The organism is Candidatus Methylacidiphilales bacterium (assembly GCA_025056655.1).
Classification (GTDB): domain Bacteria; phylum Verrucomicrobiota; class Verrucomicrobiia; order Methylacidiphilales; family JANWVL01; genus JANWVL01.
The window spans coordinates 108925-126369 of the sequence record JANWVL010000110.1; the positions used below are offsets into that span (position 1 = coordinate 108925).

General features: G+C 54.7%; 15 protein-coding genes, 1 tRNA gene and 1 other RNA gene. 8 read left to right on the forward strand and 9 right to left on the reverse strand.

Features of this window, described 5'->3' with window-relative positions; genetic code table 11:
• Window positions 1-220 precede the first annotated feature (220 nt).
• From NZM04_07180 to NZM04_07195, 4 genes are all read left to right on the forward strand, one after another.
• Window positions 221-664, forward strand: a complete 444-nt coding sequence (locus NZM04_07180) for an Hsp20/alpha crystallin family protein (GenBank protein MCS7063809.1) — start codon at window positions 221-223, stop codon at window positions 662-664.
• A 405-nt stretch (window positions 665-1069) separates the two neighbouring features.
• Complete coding sequence (acpP, locus tag NZM04_07185) at window positions 1070-1318, forward strand: acyl carrier protein (protein ID MCS7063810.1); 249 nt, start codon at window positions 1070-1072, stop codon at window positions 1316-1318.
• A 97-nt stretch (window positions 1319-1415) separates the two neighbouring features.
• Window positions 1416-2657: a beta-ketoacyl-ACP synthase II gene (gene fabF / locus NZM04_07190; GenBank protein MCS7063811.1), complete on the forward strand. Its 1242-nt coding sequence runs from the start codon at window positions 1416-1418 to the stop codon at window positions 2655-2657.
• 29 nt (window positions 2658-2686) lie between these two features.
• Window positions 2687-3220, forward strand: a complete 534-nt coding sequence (locus tag NZM04_07195; GenBank protein MCS7063812.1) for a hypothetical protein — start codon at window positions 2687-2689, stop codon at window positions 3218-3220.
• Between the two features lie 3 nt (window positions 3221-3223).
• On the opposite strand, the gene rnpB is transcribed toward NZM04_07195, so the two are convergent.
• Window positions 3224-3676, reverse strand: an RNA gene (gene rnpB / locus NZM04_07200) — RNase P RNA component class A.
• A gap of 120 nt (window positions 3677-3796) precedes the next feature.
• On the opposite strand from rnpB, the gene NZM04_07205 reads away from it, so the two are divergent.
• Both NZM04_07205 and NZM04_07210 read left to right on the forward strand, forming a co-directional pair.
• Window positions 3797-4804 carry a DUF6268 family outer membrane beta-barrel protein gene (locus NZM04_07205; GenBank protein MCS7063813.1) on the forward strand — a complete coding sequence of 336 codons (1008 nt, stop codon included), beginning with the start codon at window positions 3797-3799 and terminating at the stop codon, window positions 4802-4804.
• A gap of 56 nt (window positions 4805-4860) precedes the next feature.
• Window positions 4861-4934: transfer RNA gene (locus NZM04_07210), tRNA-Pro, on the forward strand.
• A gap of 12 nt (window positions 4935-4946) precedes the next feature.
• Here NZM04_07210 and NZM04_07215 read toward each other — a convergent pair.
• Genes NZM04_07215 through NZM04_07225 form a run of 3 tightly spaced genes read right to left on the reverse strand, consistent with a single transcriptional unit; the run spans window position 4947 to window position 8613 of the window.
• Window positions 4947-5960 carry a hypothetical protein gene (locus NZM04_07215; GenBank protein ID MCS7063814.1) on the reverse strand — a complete coding sequence of 338 codons (1014 nt, stop codon included), beginning with the start codon at window positions 5958-5960 and terminating at the stop codon, window positions 4947-4949.
• 7 nt (window positions 5961-5967) lie between these two features.
• On the reverse strand, window positions 5968-7761 hold the full coding sequence (locus tag NZM04_07220; protein ID MCS7063815.1) for a hypothetical protein: 1794 nt from the start codon (window positions 7759-7761) through the stop codon (window positions 5968-5970).
• A 15-nt stretch (window positions 7762-7776) separates the two neighbouring features.
• On the reverse strand, window positions 7777-8613 hold the full coding sequence (locus tag NZM04_07225; protein ID MCS7063816.1) for a hypothetical protein: 837 nt from the start codon (window positions 8611-8613) through the stop codon (window positions 7777-7779).
• Between the two features lie 407 nt (window positions 8614-9020).
• Here NZM04_07225 and NZM04_07230 point away from each other — a divergent pair, with 407 nt between their 5' ends.
• Both NZM04_07230 and NZM04_07235 read left to right on the forward strand, forming a co-directional pair.
• Complete coding sequence (locus NZM04_07230; GenBank protein ID MCS7063817.1) at window positions 9021-10238, forward strand: extracellular solute-binding protein; 1218 nt, start codon at window positions 9021-9023, stop codon at window positions 10236-10238.
• Between the two features lie 4 nt (window positions 10239-10242).
• On the forward strand, window positions 10243-11133 hold the full coding sequence (locus NZM04_07235) for a sugar ABC transporter permease (GenBank protein MCS7063818.1): 891 nt from the start codon (window positions 10243-10245) through the stop codon (window positions 11131-11133).
• Between the two features lie 23 nt (window positions 11134-11156).
• On the opposite strand, the gene rfbH is transcribed toward NZM04_07235, so the two are convergent.
• Genes rfbH through NZM04_07260 form a run of 5 tightly spaced genes read right to left on the reverse strand, consistent with a single transcriptional unit; the run spans window position 11157 to window position 17431 of the window.
• The gene (rfbH, locus tag NZM04_07240) at window positions 11157-12851 is read right to left on the reverse strand and encodes a lipopolysaccharide biosynthesis protein RfbH (protein ID MCS7063819.1); all 1695 of its coding nucleotides are present in this window, start codon (window positions 12849-12851) and stop codon (window positions 11157-11159) included.
• 18 nt (window positions 12852-12869) lie between these two features.
• Window positions 12870-13979 (reverse strand): CDP-glucose 4,6-dehydratase, encoded by a 1110-nt coding sequence (gene rfbG / locus NZM04_07245; protein ID MCS7063820.1) that lies wholly within the window; start codon window positions 13977-13979, stop codon window positions 12870-12872.
• Between the two features lie 17 nt (window positions 13980-13996).
• Window positions 13997-15490 (reverse strand): sigma-54 dependent transcriptional regulator, encoded by a 1494-nt coding sequence (locus tag NZM04_07250; GenBank protein ID MCS7063821.1) that lies wholly within the window; start codon window positions 15488-15490, stop codon window positions 13997-13999.
• Window positions 15491-15512: 22 nt separating this feature from the next.
• On the reverse strand, window positions 15513-16172 hold the full coding sequence (locus NZM04_07255) for a hypothetical protein (GenBank protein ID MCS7063822.1): 660 nt from the start codon (window positions 16170-16172) through the stop codon (window positions 15513-15515).
• A gap of 26 nt (window positions 16173-16198) precedes the next feature.
• The gene (locus tag NZM04_07260; protein ID MCS7063823.1) at window positions 16199-17431 is read right to left on the reverse strand and encodes a class I SAM-dependent rRNA methyltransferase; all 1233 of its coding nucleotides are present in this window, start codon (window positions 17429-17431) and stop codon (window positions 16199-16201) included.
• Window positions 17432-17445: the final 14 nt, after the last annotated feature.

Consider the following 17445-nt stretch of genomic DNA (forward strand, 5'->3'; position numbering starts at 1 on the left):
AAACAGGGGTGACAACTTGTGCCACTGCGTCACATACGAATGAACGTCAGTTAGCCCGATTGCTTTATAAGTCGTTGTCTTCGAAGCAAATCAGTGGAAGAAGTAATCTGGCATAGGGCTTGCTGATTGGTGGGTGTAATGATTATCACCCCTTCTCAGGATGGGCGGTTCCTGAGAGGGGAAACCAAAAAAACACCGCCCGAAAAGAAAGGAGGCAATTATGAGCTACTCGATAACACAATGGAACCCGTTCCAAGAGTTGGAGGCTTTTGCCAACCGCCTTGGAAAACTCATCAATCCTATCGGTGACCGCCGAGTTCTAGATGCGAGTAGTGTCTGGACTCCGGCTGTAGACGTCTATGAGGACGACAAGGAATACCACATCAAAGTGGAAATTCCTGGCGTCAAAGCAGACGACTTTAAGGTCACGGTAGAGCAGGGGCGTTTGCATATAGCTGGGGAACGCAAGTATGAAAAAACCGATAAAAACACCAGCGCCCATCGGATCGAGCGTTTCTACGGCAGCTTTAGCCGTAGCTTCGCACTTCCCGATGATGCTGATGCCAACAGCATCCAGGCGAAGTATCAGGATGGTGTTCTTAACTTGCACATTCCCAAGCTACCTGCAGCGCAACCCCGCACAATCAAAGTGATCTCCACCTAAATATAATCTCTTTGGCGGCATACCCCCTCTCTTGGGATGTGCCGCCAAAGAGGCGAAGGTGAAAAAAAATCTCTAACCTGAGAAAGAGAGGAGAGGATAGGATTATGGACACATCTAGGTCTACATCCTGCGCTTGTGGGGCAACTTCTGCTGAAGCTTGCAGCGGGAGCTCTGCCAGCTCGGGTGAAAATACAAGGGGCTCATCCGCCAAGCGACAGATCCAAAATGGCAAAGGGGATGCCCCTCGAAACATTGGGCCTCGTTTCAGAGAAAACTACGACAAAATACAGTGGTCTACTAAAACTTAATCCTCGTAGCTTGCCCAGGAGGAGGTGTTGATTTTCCAAAAAAACTATTGCCATTTTTCTAAAACGTTCCTAACTAGCGCACATCAACCCCACTCTTATGGCAGAAAAAACTATCGAACAACGCGTAAAGGATATCATTGTCGAACAACTTGGTGTCAATCCCGAGCAAGTTACTCCCACAGCTCGTTTTATTGAAGATCTCAACGCCGATTCTCTCGACACCGTGGAGCTCATCATGGCCTTTGAAGAAGAATTCGGCGTCGAAGTCCCCGATGAAGAAGCCGAAAAACTTCAGAGCGTCGGAGACGTCATTCGTTACATTGAAGAAAAAGTCGAAACAGCTTAGACTCTTATTCCGGTTTGCAGAAGTAAGGCAGCCGCTTGCAGGCTGCCTTTTTTTGTGCCAATGAAATAAGAAATCGTTCACTTTGACTAATCGTCACATGAGCACAAGACGCGTAGTTATCACAGGGATGGGCGTCGTCACCCCACTGGGGAACGATGTGCCTACATTTTGGAGTCAACTGATAGCTGGGAAATCAGGCATCTCCCGCGTCACCGCATTTGACGTGAGTTCATACGACAGCAAGATCGCTGGAGAAGTCAAAAACTTCGACCCTTCACGTTACTTTAATAATTCTAAAGACGCCCGCCGTGCGGACCGATATACCCATTTTGCGATGGCAGCAGCTAAGGAGGCTCTGGCTCAGTCTGGTCTTGCATCCTCGTCTTATGATCCCACGCGTGCAGGGGTGATTTTTGGTTCGGGCATCGGTGGATTAAAATCTCTCTCAGACCAACACGAAATTCTCCTCCAGAAAGGGCCTTCCCGCATTTCTCCATTCATGATCCCGATGATGATTGCGAATATGGCTTCGGGCATCATTGCCATGGAGATTCAATTCTCTGGGCCAAACTATGCCGTCGTCACCGCTTGCGCCACAGCAGCGCAATGTATCGGAGAGGCGTGGCGCCTGATCCTCAATGACGAAGCCGACGTCATCTTAGCAGGCGGTAGCGAAGCGGCTGTGGTGCCCCTTGGATTGGCAGGTTTTGCGGCAATGAAAGCTCTCAGCCTTCGCAACGATGAGCCTGAAAAAGCCTCTCGGCCTTTTGATCGCGATCGAGATGGATTCGTCTTGGCCGAAGGTGCAGGTGCGGTTTTGCTGGAAGAATATGAGCACGCTTGCCGCCGCTCAGCACCGATATTAGCAGAAATCAGCGGCTACGGCCTCTCAGCCGATGCCTATCACATGACTGCGCCTGATCCCGAAGGTCGCGGAGCAGCTCGTGCGATGAAAAACGCGCTTCATCACGCACGCCTCAATCCCGAGGATATAGGATATATCAACACCCACGGCACTTCCACACCTCAGGGCGATATATGCGAGACGCTAGCAATTAAGGCCGTCTTCGGCCAACACGCCTACAAAATTCCCGCGAGCTCGACTAAGTCTATGACAGGCCACACCCTGGGCGCGGCGGGTGCTATCGAGCTGATCGCCACGGTGATGGCGTTGCGTGAAGGCATCTTACCCCCCACGATTAATCTGGATAATCCCGACCCACAGTGCGATCTCGACTATATTCCCCACACTGCACGAGAAATGGAGATAAAAGCAGCTATGAGTAACTCCTTCGGTTTCGGTGGTCACAACGCTGCTATCATCGTTCAAAAAATCTAACCCCCTCACTCAACTTTCCTCAAATCCCAATGAAAATACTCCTCCTGCTCCTCTCCTTCATCCTTTCAAGCTGCACCCCTCCATCACCCGCGACGAGCTCGTCATCCCCTGAATCGGCTTCAGCGGAGCAACCGGCTGACATTCCACAAGAAGAAGTCCAGGAAGGTGATCCGATTCAAAACAAAATTGACGCACATCCCATCGAGCAACGCCTACAAGAAGACATGATGAGGGCAAGCGACGATCGAGAGATCCATCTTGCTCTTTACACCGCGCAGATGGAATGGACCGATGAGATTCGGAAACTTCACGCGCAAATCCTCGATATGCTCAAAGACCCAGAAGAGCGTGCACTCATGCAAAAAAACATTGACGCGTGGAATAGCCTCGCCGAGTCCGAAGAAGAGCTCCTCAAGTCCATCCACAGCACCATCCAAGGCGAAGCTTACATCTCGAGCTTCCCTGAGCTGGCCTACCAAATCCAACGCGACCGTGTGGCGAAACTCTACCACTTGATTGACGAAATCGAATTTCGCGACCGATCCTGCCAGAAAAAACCTTAGCTCGCGCGCAGGCAGCCTGTAAGCCGAATTCTGTCTTCAGCCGCTCGACACAGCCGAAGGAACGTCATTTCTCTGTCCTCAAGCCATAAGACTTGAGGCCGGGGAAACGTTAACCGTTTCCCTCGTGCGACCTATACCCGGCGACGGCTTGTCTTCATCGCGAAGCTCAAGCGGCTCCAGAGTGCCGGCGTCGCCTGTTTGGTCTTGCGCCGTGAGGGGTTTGTCCTGCCGCAGCGATTGCTCTCTGCGCGGTGGGCTCTTACCCCGCCATTTCACCCTTACCTCGAAGCTTGCGCTGCGAGGCGGTATCGTTTCTGTGACACTTTCCGTCCGCCTCTCCTTGGGGAGAGACGTCCCGCCGTTATCCGACGGCTCACTCTCTGGATGGCGTTCGGACTTTCCTCTAGTCGCCATGCCTACGGGGGACACTCGACTAGCGACGTTCCGGCTGCCTGCATTTTGAATATTAACAAAGTTAACCTTAAATAGCCAGCCTTCTATCTCCTTAAGCTTGAGATTGGCACGGTCGCAAGCTTCCCGTTTGCCAAAGCTGAAAACAATCCGTAATCTATGGGCATGAGATCGATCTTAATCACTGTTGCTATCGGATTAGCTTTTACTCTGGGGGTTGCATCTGCTCCGTCAGCGCAGTCCAATCGTCCTTTCCCAGCAAGACAGTCTGAACGCACCTCTCATTCCAAACCTGGACCACATAGCTCGCCTAAGACCCTCGCTGATGCCGCGGAAAAAAACCCCGGCTCACGACATCCCTTCGATATGATTCCAGAAAATGAAATCCGACTCAAAGCGAGCTATGGCTTTTCTAGTGACTTGCGTCGAGGCACAGTATCAGAAGGCCGAGTGGCTGGTCTTCATTTAGACTGGGGTTATGTCGCTACGCCGAATGTGAACGAAGATTTTCAATATCGCCTGGGCTTTGAAGTGAGCCGTTCTTCCTTTTCTTACAATCAGTCGAATACCGTGCCTAACACCCTGGAAGGGGCCAATTTCGTGGCTGGGTTTGACTGGGTCTTCTATCCGAACTGGCTCTTACGATTGGAGGCACGTCCTGGTATTTATTCTACAGGAAGTGATTTCGATAGCCGTGCGTTTAACGTTCCGCTCTTGCTGGGAGCGTCTTATTTCGTGGATCGAGATTTGAACTGGATTTTTGGTCTGACGTTTAACGCTTGGCGAGATATTCCCGTGATTCCCGGTGTCGGCGTGCGCTGGGCTTTTGCGAGGGATTGGCAAGCCAATCTTGTCTTTCCCACGCCGCGGCTTGAATATCGAGTCGCTCCGGGAGTGAGAGTTTATGCTGGGGGCGAGTGGAAAGGGGGTTCGTATCGCACTGAGCAAGATTTTGGCGATACTCATGGGGATCCAGCGCTTAATAACGCGCTTTTGGATTATCGTGAAATACGAGCTGGCGGCGGAGTGCGTGTGCAGCCGAATGATGCGCTTGCTTTTGAGCTTGAGACAGGAGCTATGCTAGATCGGCGCTATCACTATTTCCGTGCTGATAAACAGATCCGATCGGATACTGCTCCGTATGTGCAACTCGGGGCATCGTTTCGTTTCTGATGAGGCTTTTGGACTTGTAGAATGCCCGTGAAGCGGCAGTGTTGGTGAGAAATCTTCGGGTTGTAGCGCAGCCTGGTAGCGCGCTTCGTTCGGGACGAAGAGGTCCAGGGTTCAAATCCCTGCAGCCCGATAGTTACACGGGCTATAGGGATTGGATGGCTTCAATGAGATGGGGGCGTAAAGTCTCAGCCAGAGCGGCGTTGGCGTAGGCTACCCAGGCTATCGGGGTGGTCGTGTCTAGGGGCGCATTTATATGGCGACCATAGGGGTCTTCTACGATACATCCGTAGGCTTGGGCGATAAGGAGGGTGCAGAGGTCGTAAGGGTGTGTGCTTAGGGTGTTGCTGAGTCCGAGTCTTTCGTGAATGATTGGGCGTAGGTCTGCGATGAATGCATCGTGACCGAGAAGGATTTCGGAGAGTTGCCCGCCAGTGCTGATGTATTGATCATCGAAGATGGTGGTGATGGCTGGGGACTGAGGAAAGATGCGCTTCCAGAAGGTGTCTTCTATTTTTGCGGTGAGAAGACGGCCTGTGGGAAAAAATTTTGCAAAGCTTGCGAATGAGTTGGGGACCAATGTGGGGTGGGGGTAAGGCTGTGGGTTCAAAGGCATGGTGACTTTATGCAAGAGATCGGTGCGATAAGCCCGAGACTGAATAGAGCTTGAGGAAATCCGCACGGCTGCAAAGGTGTCGGCGAGGGTCTGCTTGCTGGTGGGGATTTCGACCATGACGGCGTGGGTGATGTGAGCGAGTGTGGTGTGAGGGGATGTCCTTGGGGCAAGTCCGATGAGGATCCAGGCGGGGCGTTTATCATACATGAGGCCGCGTGTGCCATCGATGGGGTCGATGATGAGCTCGTATTGAAAGTCTGCAGAGGGGGTGGAATCGGGTAAGAGTAGTCCGTTGTGGAGTCCTTCGATGGTGAGACGTGTGGGGGAGGAGTGGGGCCAGCGGCGGATGAGTTCGGGAACGAGAAATTCTTCTGTGATCACGTCGACACGGAACAAGACATCTGCCTCAGAGTGAGACGAGGCTTTGCACCAGTCGTTGTGGGAGTGTCGAGTGCGAAGAGTTAGAAGATGGTCTCGGGTAGCTTCGGCTAGCTCTATGAGGAGGGAGAGCAGGGGATCGGTATCGGGGAGATGAGGGGGCATGGAGGGCTTATGACTCGGCCAAGCTCCATTTCAAGCGGAAAGAGACGCGTCGAGGTGAGGCGTTGGGGTGCTGGGCAGCTTGTGGAGAGAGGGTCGGCATGCTGCTTCCTACGCCGATGGGGGTAAGCATGATAGGGGGAGGTTCTTGGAGGACAAGGAGGGCCATGATGCGGTTGGCGCGGGTGATGCTGAGGGTGTCGTTCATTTCTTGAGCGCCGGTGGGATCGGTGTGGCCGAGAATTTCGAGGGAGATTTGATAGTCGAGGGTTTCAGCTAAGGGGACGAGGCTTTTGAGGTAGTTGATCAGGTCTATGAGGACGGTTTCTTGGCCTGGGATGGGTATGGATTGGGAGGGGTCGAAGAAGATATGTAGAGCTTCGATTTTTTGGACGATGGATTGGAAGGCTTGCATTTCGATGTTGACGAGGTCGTCGGTGACGAAGCGTTGCACGCCGTTAATCGCTGGCCAGCGTGCTAGGGCGTCTTGGATCCATCTGTGGTGAGCGCGGCCGCTGGCGATTAGGATATTATCGGCCAGCTTGAGGGTGACGGTGTCGGGTGGATTAAGGTATTCGAGGGCGCGGCGATAGATGAGGTCGGGTTCGAGTGAGAGGATTTGTTTCCATGAGGTGGAAATTGTTTTGGGATCGATTTGGTATTTGGGGGCGAGATCGAGAGGATCTGAGGCGTGAGGGTCTTTTAGTCCTGAGAGGGTGTAGCGGCCTTCGGCGTGGTGGGAGTAGGTGATGATGACGCCTGGGAGTGAGGAGGCTTCGAGGAGGAAGCGTTGCCACTGGCGTTCTTTTTCGGCGAGGAGGAGTTGGTGTTGATGGTGGCGGTGGTAGCCATAACCAATTAGGCCTATGATGGTGAGGAGAAGGAGTAGTAAGATCCAGGAGAAATGGCGGGGAGGAGTTCTTTTTTCTTTTTTCAAGCAGGCTTCTAGGAGTGGGCGTGTGGCTAGGAAGGGAGAGGTGTCGCCTTGGAAATCGAGTAATGGGATTCGGAAGTCGTAGTAGATTTGCTCGAGGGTGCGCTGGAAGAGGTGGTGGAGCTCTGGGGTGACGGTGCCGCGGACGACGGCGGCGAGGATGGCAGTGGGGGATTGCTCGACTTGGACGACTAATTCACCGACGCGGAAAGAGTCGAGGTTGTGGTCGGGATTGGCGCCGAATGAGTCGCGAACGAAGTCTTGGATGGCTGTGAGCATGCTGGAGACGAGTTGTGGGTCGCGTTGATCGGTGTCGTCTGCGGATACGTGCTGGAGGAGGAGACCAGATTTTCTGTGGATGAGGAAGACTTGCTCGACGCGGTAGAGGAGGGTGTGGGAAAGGACGACTTCAGCGTAGGGGCGGCCCGTGCGCCAAGCTTGCCAGCGCCAACGTAGGCCTTCGAGGGTGAAGGTGTGCTCGACGCTTTGTGTGATATTTTCAATGAGGGAACTGAAACTTGCGGCGATGGATTTTCGGATCGTGGGTCCGATGAGAGGGAAGAGGGCATCGACGAAGAGGTGTGGTTTTTGCTTGAAGAGAGCGTCGAGGATGTCCTGGACGGTCGAGGTGAGGGCGCTGGAGAGTTTTTGGCTGCGTGAGGCGGCTTGTGCTATGGCCTCGGGGAGGATGGGGGAGACATCTTCCGGCCGGAGGCGGAAGTTGTTCATTCGTCTTTCGAGTCGCTCGATGCGTGCGCGCTCGTTTTGGTTGAGGATTTGGGTGAGCTCGGAGAAGGCTTGGTCGTCACTTTTGCTGGAATAGCTTGAGGCTTGTGCTGGGGGGATAGGAGGGGTGGGGGCGGGGGGCATGGCTGGGGAGTGACGTCACGGGTGAGGGGGATTTTCGTAGCGGGGTTGGGTTTGGGGGGATGGGGAGGCAGAGGTGTTGAGTAGGCGTTTGGCCATTTCGGAGAACATTTCTGCGATGAGGCGGCGATCGGCTTTGTCGTTGCGGAGGTCGTTGGTGGCTTTGGCTAGCATGTCGTAGAGGGTGTTGTGTTGTTGGCGGATTTGTTCGCCGATGCGCGCTTGTTCTTGTTGTGCTCTGGCGGTCAGGGATTCAATTCGGTCGCGTGTTTCTTGGGCGAGGATTAGGGTGGCGCGGTCGAGAGATTTGTAGTGCTCATCGAAAAGAGCTTTGAGGTGGTTGATTTCTTGGGTGAATTTGGATTCGAGTTGTAGGATGCGATTTTCGATGCGGCGGATTTCATCACCAAAGATGAGTTCTCTGATTTTATCGAGGTTGCTGCTGCCGTCTTGTTGAGGTGGAGGGGTGGGGCGATCGGGAGAGGTGGCAGGTTGCGAGGTAGAGGGGGTTGGGGATGGGTGTGTGGAGAACGATGGGTCTGGGGTAGTCGGGGTGTTTGGGGGATGGGGTTGTGTTTGTGGATCTGGGGAGGGGGTGGGGGGAGTCGAGTTGGGAGGGGTGTGCGGAGCGGGTCTGGATGTGGGGTAAATAGATGGCCGGAGTGGGATGGAGGGGTCTGGTTGATGGGGATAGGGGTTGACGGGTGGGTGGGGATGTGGTGGTTGGGAGGGATGAGTAGGGGTGTGAGTTTGTTCCGGTTGTTGTGTGGGGTGTGGAAATTGAGGATGCGACTGGGGTGATGTGGGTGAGGGTCTTGGGACTGGCTTAGGGATGTAGGGCGGTGTGGGGTCCATAGCAGGGGGAGGCTTGTGTTTGTTTTATTATTACAATTTATTGGATAGCATGATGGGGTAAAGCGGAATTAGCAATTATTGTGCCTAAAAAAAGTGGAAGGATGGAAAATTTTGATTTTTATGTGTAAATATTTGAATATAAAGCCGATAATTCGATAGCGAATTTTGGCAAGATTAGGTGGTGGGCTTTGCTGGGGTAATTTAAGGAAATTTTTGCAGGGGATGATATAATTTTTTAGGGCTTTTATGCTCACGAAGTTACATCGGAAAAGCGGCTCGAGCATGTAGTTGGCCGAGGTTTTTTTATAAGGGAAGCGAGAAGGGCGGAGTGGAGCTTATGTGCTCGACAAAGATAGGTGGGTTGTGGGTAGACTGAGCGAGTGGTTTTGAGAAAGAGGATATTTAGTATGTATTTTTGGCTTGGGCTGAGTGTGTTTGCGGCGTTGATGGTCGGATGTGGGGGGTTGGATGAGAGTCGGGTTGTGCGGGTGTGGCATATGAAGGCTCAGTCGGAGCGAGCTTTGCTGGAGGAAATAGTCAGGGAGTATAACGCTTTGCATAAGGATCGGCGGGTAGTGGTGTTAAACAAGCCTGTAGAGGAATTGCGGAATCATTTTTTGGCGGCGGCGGTTGCGGGTGTTGGGCCAGATTTGGTTTATGTAGCTTCGGATAATGTGGGAGTGTTTGAACTGACGGGGGTGATTATGCCATTGGACGAGGTGCTAGGAGCTGATTTTTTTGAGGAGTTTCATGAGAAGGGAAAGGTGTCTTGGAAGGGGCGTCAATGGATGGTGGCGGATAAGGTTGGGGATCATTTGATGTTGATCTACAATCGCGATTTGATTTCTGAGCCGCCTCGTGATTTTGATGAGTTTGTGAAGGTGCTTAAGGAGGTTACTCGGGATGGTGAGGAGATGGGCCAAAAGCGGTATGGGATAACGTGGAATTATCAAGAGCCGTTTTTTTTCATTCCTTTTTTGACGGCATTTGGTGGTTGGCTGATGGATGAATCTGGACGTCCTACATTAGATACTCCGCAGATGGTGGAGGCGTTGCGGTTTGTTTCGGAGTTGCGAAATGTGCATAGGGTTGTGCCGCCGGAGACCGATTACCAAATTTCCGATGCTTTATTTAAGGAGGGTCGTGCGGCGATGATTATCAATGGTCCTTGGTCTTGGGCTGATTATCAGGTGCCGAAGCGGAGTATGATTGCGCCGTTGCCTTACAATAGTGAGAAGGGATTTTGGGCAGAGCCACTGGTGTCTGCCTGTGGTTATTGTGTGAATGTGAATGTAAAGCGTGAGAAACTGCCGCTTGTGTTGGAGGTGCTTAAGTATTTGACTTCTGAGGAGACGCAACGGCGGATGGTCGAGCGGTTGCTGAGTTTTCCGACGCGTTTGTCAGTGATTGAGTCTGGTCTTGTGCAGGGTAATCCGATTTTGCAAAAGTCGTGGGAGCAGATACTACGCGGTCGTCCTATGCCGATTGCTCCTGTCCTGCGTCAGATATGGGATGGTATGCGCGGTGCATATCAGCTTATTATGGCTGGGAAGCTCAGCCCTGAGGAGGGGGCGCGTCGCATGCAGGCGGACACTGAAAAGCTTATTCGCGATAGTCAGATGTGAGTTTATGTATCGAGCTTCGCGTTTCCCGATTTTTCTCAGTTTTTTAATTGGGCCGATGCTGGTGATTGTGTTGGCGGTAGTCGCTTATCCGTTTTTTTACAATATTGTGCTTTCGTTTTCGAATGCGAATCTTTATACGATACGCGATTGGCGGATAGTCGGCATTCGGCAATATGTTGCGGTCTTTTCTGAGCCGATTTTATGGGAGCTTTTGATTAAGACTTTGGTTTGGACAGTGGTGAATGTGTTTTTTCATGTTACGATTGGGGTGGCTCTTGCTGTTGCGTTGCACCAGAAGTTTATTCGTGGGAAGCCTTGGTGGAGGATGATTCTTATTCTTCCGTGGGCTTTGCCGCAGTATATTACTGCGTTGACATGGCGGGGGATGTTTAACTACGACTATGGTGCAATAAATGTTATTTTGAGGGAGTATTTGAGGCTTCCGCCGGTGCAGTGGCTGGGCTCGCCTTTGGAGGCGTTTGTTGCGGTGATTATTACGAATATTTGGATGGGTTTTCCTTTTATGATGGTTGTTGCTTTGGGTGGTTTGCAGTCTATCCCGAATGATTTGTATGAGGCTGCGGAGATAGATGGTGCGAGTGCGTGGCAGCAGTTTTGTAATATCACGCTTCCGCTTCTTAGGCCGGTTTTAGCGCCGGCCATTACGCTTGGCACGGTGTGGACTTTTAATAACATCAACGTTGTGTGGCTTGTTTCGAATATGGGTGAGCCTGCTGAGTCGACACATATTTTGGTGTCTTACGTGTATAAGGCTGCGTTTAGTATGTATCGGTTGGGGTGGGCGGCTGCTTTGTCTATGGTGATTTTTATGATTTTGGTGTTGATTACGCAGAGCTACATGCGCCATGTGAAAGCTTCGGAGCCCGTATACTAGCGCTTTGGGAGGGGCGAGGATGATCAGCGTGATCGGACGAAGTCGTGGATAGCTTCGATCATGTAGTCGAGCATTGCTGGGGTGAGGCCTGGGTAGACGCCGATGAAGAGGGCGTGATTGAGGATGCGGTCGGCTCCTTTTAAGTCGCCAATGATTCGGATGGACTCGGGACGCTCTTTGCGGAGCTGAACGAAGGCAGGTTGTCGGAGGAGGTTTCCTCCGAAGAGCATGCGGTTGCCGATTTTCTTTTGATCGAGGTGGCGTGCGAGTTCTGTGCGGGTGAAGGGGGCGTTGGGTTTGACGAGGAGCATGAAACCGAACCAGGATGGTTGGACGTAGTTTTCGGGTTTATTTTTGTGCCATGTGAAGCCGGTTTGTGGGGACCAATCTTTGGCGTGTGTGGGGAGGTGAAAGTCGAAAAACTCGCTGAGGTCGTGAAGGCCTTGGCGTAGGGTGAGCCAGTTGTGTTGGCGTGCTTGGATGAAGTGGGGGAGCTTGAGGAGTTGTTGACGTGCGATTGCTGCTTGGGGGTCTAGTGGTTTTAGGTTGTAGCCGAGGTGTGAGTAGATGTATTTGTGGTCGTAACCTTGGGGTAATTCGCCGAGTTGCCAGCCGAAGCGTTTGTTGCAGGTGTTGTCTTTTCCGGAGGGGCACCAGCAGTCTCGTCCCCAGTCGCGGAAGCTTTCGACGAGGACTTTTAGTTTCATATCGCGAACGATATTTACAGCGCCCCCTTCTCCCATTGTGAGGTGGTGGGGGGGGTAGAAGGATTGGGTGGAGAGGTCGCCCCATGTTCCGGTGAGTCGTCCTGCGTAGCGAGCTCCGAGGGCGTCGCAGTTGTCTTCGATGAGCCAGAGGTTGTGTTTTTGGCAGAAGTCTGTGATGCGATCGAGGTCGAAGGGGTTGCCTAGGGTGTGGGCCATGATGACGGCTTTGGTTTTTCCTGGGCGGTGGGCTTCTTCGAGGTGGGTGAGGTCGGCGTTGAGGGTGAGTGGATCGTTGTCTAGGAAGACGGGGATGGCTCCGCATTGGATGATGGGGGCGACGGTGGTGGGGAATCCGGCGGCTGTCGTGATGACTTCGTCGCCGGGTAGGATGCGGCGTTCTGGGGGGAGTTTGGGGCTGGTGAGGGCGGAGAGGGCGAGTAGGTTGGCTGAGGATCCGGAGTTGACGAGCAGTGAGCGTTTGACGCCGAGATATTGGGCTAGTTCAGTTTCGAAGGCTTCTCCTTCGGGGCCTAGGGTTAGCCAGAAATCGAGGATGGAGTTGACGGCGGCTGTGACTTCGGCGGCGTCGAAGACGCGTCCTGCGTAGGGGATGGTGTCTTGGTGTGGGGTGAATGGGGGTGCGTCGTGTTGGTAGCCTGGTCGTTGGCGGGTGTGGGCGAGGTGTGAGTAGTGTTGGGTGAGGGTGAGGATGAGTTTTTTTTGGTATCGGAGGAGGGCGGAGGTTGTGAGGCTGGAGTCGGTGGGGGTGAGTGAGGTGGTGTGGTAGAGGTGCCGTTCTCTGAGCGAGATGGCGATTAGGTCGTGGAGTGGGTGTGTGGACCAGTCTGAGGATTGGAGGTGGAAGACTTGTGAGGTGGAGGAGATGGATGAGAGTAGTAGTGCAGCTTCGATGTAGGATTCGGAGTCTGGAGGGGTGAGGATGAGCACTTTTTTGGGGGGGGCGTTTTTTAGTTGGACGGTGGCGATTTGTCCTGGGGAGAAGTGGGTCATGGGTGTAGGGTAGAGGTTTTATTGAGTCCACGGAAGGCCGATTTTACGGGCGTCGTGGGTGTAGTTTTCGATGTTTTCTTCGGTGAGGGCTTGGAGGTTTGTGGCTCCGTTCATGTAGGCGCGATACCAGCGTGCGGTGATGGCGATGGTGGTGGAGAAGTTCCATACGGGGGTCCAGCCGAGGAGGTGGTAGGCTTTGTCTATGGCTAGTTGTAGTCGTGAGGCTTCGTGGGGGGCGTGTGGGTCGGAGTGGTCGATCCAGGTGCCGGGGATGTGTTTTAGGAGTTCTTCGACGACTTGGGCCACTGGGCGATTGGATTCTAGGTGGGGGCCGAAGTTGAAGGTGCTGTAGAGGTGGAGTGGGTCGGGAGAGGTGGGGGTGGAGGGGAGGGTTGAGAGGACGACTCCGAGCCAGAGGTAGCCGGAGAGGGGTTCGAGGACGTGTTGCCAGGGGCGTGTGGCGTGGGGGTTGCGGATGGGTATGGGCTGAGATTGGCTTAGTGCGCGTATGCAGTCTGGGATGAGGCGGTCTTTTGCCCAGTCGCCTCCGCCGATGACGTTGCCGGCGCGTGCGGATGCGATGCGGATGGGTGAGGGTGGGGCGAAGAAGGAGCGGCGGTAGGAGTGGATGGCGAGTTCTGCTGCGGCTTTGCTTGCGCTGTAGGGGTCGTGTCCGCCGAGGGGGTCGTCTTCGCGGTAGGCGTGGAGCCATTCGCGGTTTTCGTAACATTTGTCGGTGGTGATGAGGATTGCGGTGCAGGGTTTTTGTAGGGTGCGGAGGGTTTCGAGGATGTGTGCGGTGCCGAGGGTGTTGGTGTGCCAGGTTTCGATTGGGATGGAGTAGGATTCGCGGACGAGTGGTTGGGCGGCGAGGTGGAAGATGAGGTCGGGTTGGGTGTGGAGGATGATTTTTTGGATGTGGGCGAGATCGCGGATGTCGGCGATGTGGTGTTGGCAGTAGTTTTTGAGTTGGAGTTGATCGAAGAGGTTGGGGGTGGTGTGAGGGGGGAGGCTTAGGCCGGTGATTTGGGCGCCGAGTTTGTGGAGCCAGAGGGTGAGCCAGGCGCCTTTGAAGCCGGTGTGGCCGGTGATGAGGACGCGTTTGTTTTGGTAGAAGTTGCGAAACATGGTTGGGTGGGGGTGTTTTAGGTGGGGGGGTGGAGTTTTTGGTATTCTTTGTAGTAGATTTGCCAGAGTTTTTCGTTGAGTCCGATGAGGGGTGCGAGGTCGGAGTGGGGGGCGTCTGGGTAGAAGCGTTTTAGGTGATGGATGAGGTGTGCCATGAATTCGGGCCAGATGGGGCGATGGGATTTGTGTATGAGGGGGGCTAGTTGTTCGGCGAGTGATTCGAGGTGTGAGGGGGCTTTGGGGGTGGTGTGGGGGGCGGGGGGTTGGTGGATGGCTTGTTGGATTTCTTTGGGGAGGTGGGTGGGGAGGATGGTGTGGGCTTGTGATAGGACGAGGGCGCGTTGGAGGCAGTTTTCGAGTTCGCGTATGTTTCCGGGCCAGTGATAGGCTGTGAGGTGGGTGAGGGCTTCTTCGGAGAGGTGGGCGGGGGGTAGTGAGGGGTTTTTGATGCGGAGGCGGTTGAGGAGGTGTTGGACGAGGAGGGGGATGTCGCTTTTGCGTTCGCGTAGGGGTGGGAGGTGGATGGTGACGACGTTGAGTCTGTAGTAGAGGTCTTCGCGGAAGTGTCGGGAGAGGACTTGTGCGTAGAGGTCGCGGTTGGTGGCTGCGATGATGCGGACGTCGACGGTGATGGGGATGTTGCTGCCGATGCGGGTGAATTCTGATTCTTGTAGGACGCGGAGAATTTTGGCTTGGGTTGAGAGGGGCATTTCGCCGATTTCGTCGAGGAAGAGGGTGCCGCCGTGGGCTTGTTCGAATTTGCCGATGCGTTGGGACATGGCGCCGGTGAAGGAGCCGCGTTCGTGGCCGAAGAGTTCGCTTTCGAGGAGGTTTTCTGGGATGGCGGCGCAGTTGATGGCAAGGAAGGGTTTGTGTGCGCGGGGGCTGTTGTGGTGTATGGCGTGGGCGACGAGTTCTTTTCCGGTGCCGCTTTCTCCGAGGATGAGGACGGTGGTGTTGGAGGGGGCGACTTGGCCGATGAGTTTGTAGACTTCTTGCATTTTGGGGGAGGTGCCGACGAGGGTTGTGTGGATGTCGTGTGGTGTGGGGGGGGGTGGGGGGGGTGTGGCGCGGATGGTGGTGGTGGAGAGGGCGCGGTGGATGAGGTCTTTGAGGTGTGGGATGTCGAAGGGTTTGAGTAAGTAGTCGTAGGCGCCGTGTTTCATGGCTTCGATGGCGGTGTCTGAGGTGCCGTATGCTGTGATGACGATGATGATTTGTTTGGGGTTGTAGCGGCGGATTTGTTTGAGGAGGTCGAGGCCGTTGCCTTGGCCGATGCGGATGTCGAGGAGGATGAGGTCTGGGTTTTCTGATCGGGCGAGTGCGAAACCTTTTTCTATGGTGTTGGCGGAGAGGATGGTGTAGGGTTCGTTTTCGAAGAGTCTTGTGAATGAGTAGTGGACGTCTTTTTCGTCGTCGATGATGAGGATGCGGTGTGTGGTGGGTTGTGGGGTGGGGGTGTTGGTTTGGGGTGTTGTGGTGGGGGTTTTTTTGGGGGTTTTGGGTGGCATATGGAGGGGGTGGTGAGGGGATTTAGGGGTGTGGTTGAGTGGGGGGGGGTGTTGGGTGGGGTGAGGGGGTTTTGTTTTTGGAGCGGAGGAGGCGGAGGAGGTGGCGACGGAGGGGTTGTGGGTTGTGGAGGTCGGACCAGCGGCGGTGGATGTATCCTTTGGTGTTGAAGAGTGTGGCGGCGAGTTCGTTGGGTTTGTTGTTCCAGCCGAGGGCTTCGGCTATGGTTCCGTCGAAATCGGCTATGGTGTGGAGGTCGTGGCGGGGGGAGTTGGGGTTGCCGTTGGAGCGGTAGTAGGGGAGGAGTCGTTGGGCTTCTTGATCGAGGTTGGAGCGAATTTGGATGCGAACGATGGTGGGGAGGAGGTTGGCTAGGGAGTTTCTGAAGTCGATGACGACGATGAGGCGCCATTCTTTTAGGCCGCGGAGGTCGTCGAGGCTGCGGGCGATGGAGCGGGTGCGGTCGGCTAGGGGTTGGTTGGATTTGAGGACGAGGGTGATGATGCCGGGGGAGTTGATGTGGATTTTTTGTGCGTCGACGGTTTCGGCGTGGATGGGGGGGATGGAGATGAGTGGGGGGGGGAGGTCGGGTTGGGGTTGTGAGTTGAGGGGGGAGGGGAGGGGGATGATGAGGAGGGGGAGGAGGATGAGAGGGAGGGGCGGGTGGGGGTGGGGTTGGGACATAGAAGGCTGGCTGTGCGGGGGTTGGTTTAGAGTTTTTCGAGTAGTAGGCCTTTGAGGTATTCGGTTTCTGGGACGTTGATGAGGATGGGATGGTCTGAGGCTTGGGTGAGGCGAAGGCGTAGGCGTAGTTGACAGCGGGTGGAGGCGGCGGCGCGGTTGATCATTTTTTCCCAGAGTTCTGCGGTGATGTTGTGGGAGCAGCAGAAGGTGGCGAGGAGTCCGCCGGGGGCGAGGAGGCGGAGGGCGCGGCGGTGAATTTCGTGGTAGCCGCGTAGGGCGGATTGGATTTGGTCGGTGTTGCGGGTGAAGGAGGGGGGGTCGAGGATGATGAGGTCGTATTGTTTTTTTTCGTTTTCTTGTGTGGAGAGGGCGTCGAAGACGTTGGCGTTTTCGAATGAGATGTTGAATAGGTTGTTGCGGTTGGCGTTGGTGCGTGCGAGGGCGATGGCTTCTTCGGATTGGTCTATGGCGTGAACGGATCGGGCGCCGTGTTGTGCGGCGTGTAGGCCGAAGGAGCCTTGGTTGCAGAAGCAGTCGAGGACGCGGCGGTCTTTGGCGTGTTGGGCGATGGTGAGGTAGTTGTGGAGTTGGTCGAGGTAGAAGCCGGTTTTTTGGCCTTCTAGGAGGTTGAGGTGGTATTCTATGCCGTGGAGTGAGATGGGGGTGGGTGGGGTGTAGGTGCCGAGGGCGACGGATTTTTCGAGGGGTAGGCCTTCTCGTTGTCGGACTGGGGCGTCGTTGCGGATGATGATGCAGGTGGGTGAGAGGAGCTCGGTGAGGATTTCGATGATGAGGGGTTGGCGTTGGGCAAAGGCGAAGGTGAGGGTCTGGATGACGAGGTGGTCGTGGTAGCGGTCGACGACGAGGCCGGGGAGGGAGTCGGATTCTGACCAGACGAGGCGTTCGGCTGGGGGGGGGGTGGGTTGTAGGGTGCGGCGGTATTGGATGGCTTTGCGGATGGTGGTGGTGAGGAAGCTGCGGTCGAGGGCTTGGAGTTCGCGGGAGTAGCGGCGGAAGACGATGCGGGATTGGTTGTTGTAGATGCCGGAGCCGAGGAGTTGGCCTCGGGAGTCGTAGGCGGCGAGGTAGTCGCCGTTTTTGACGTTGCCTTCGATGCGGTCTATTTCGTTTTGGAATACCCATGGGTGGCCTTCGTAGATTCGATGGGTGCCGCTTTTTCTGAGGAATAGTTTGGGGAAAGAGGAGGAGGGTGAGGAGGGGCTGGGGTTGGGTGAGGGGGGGGTGGGTTGGGAGGTCATAGTGTGGGGTTGGG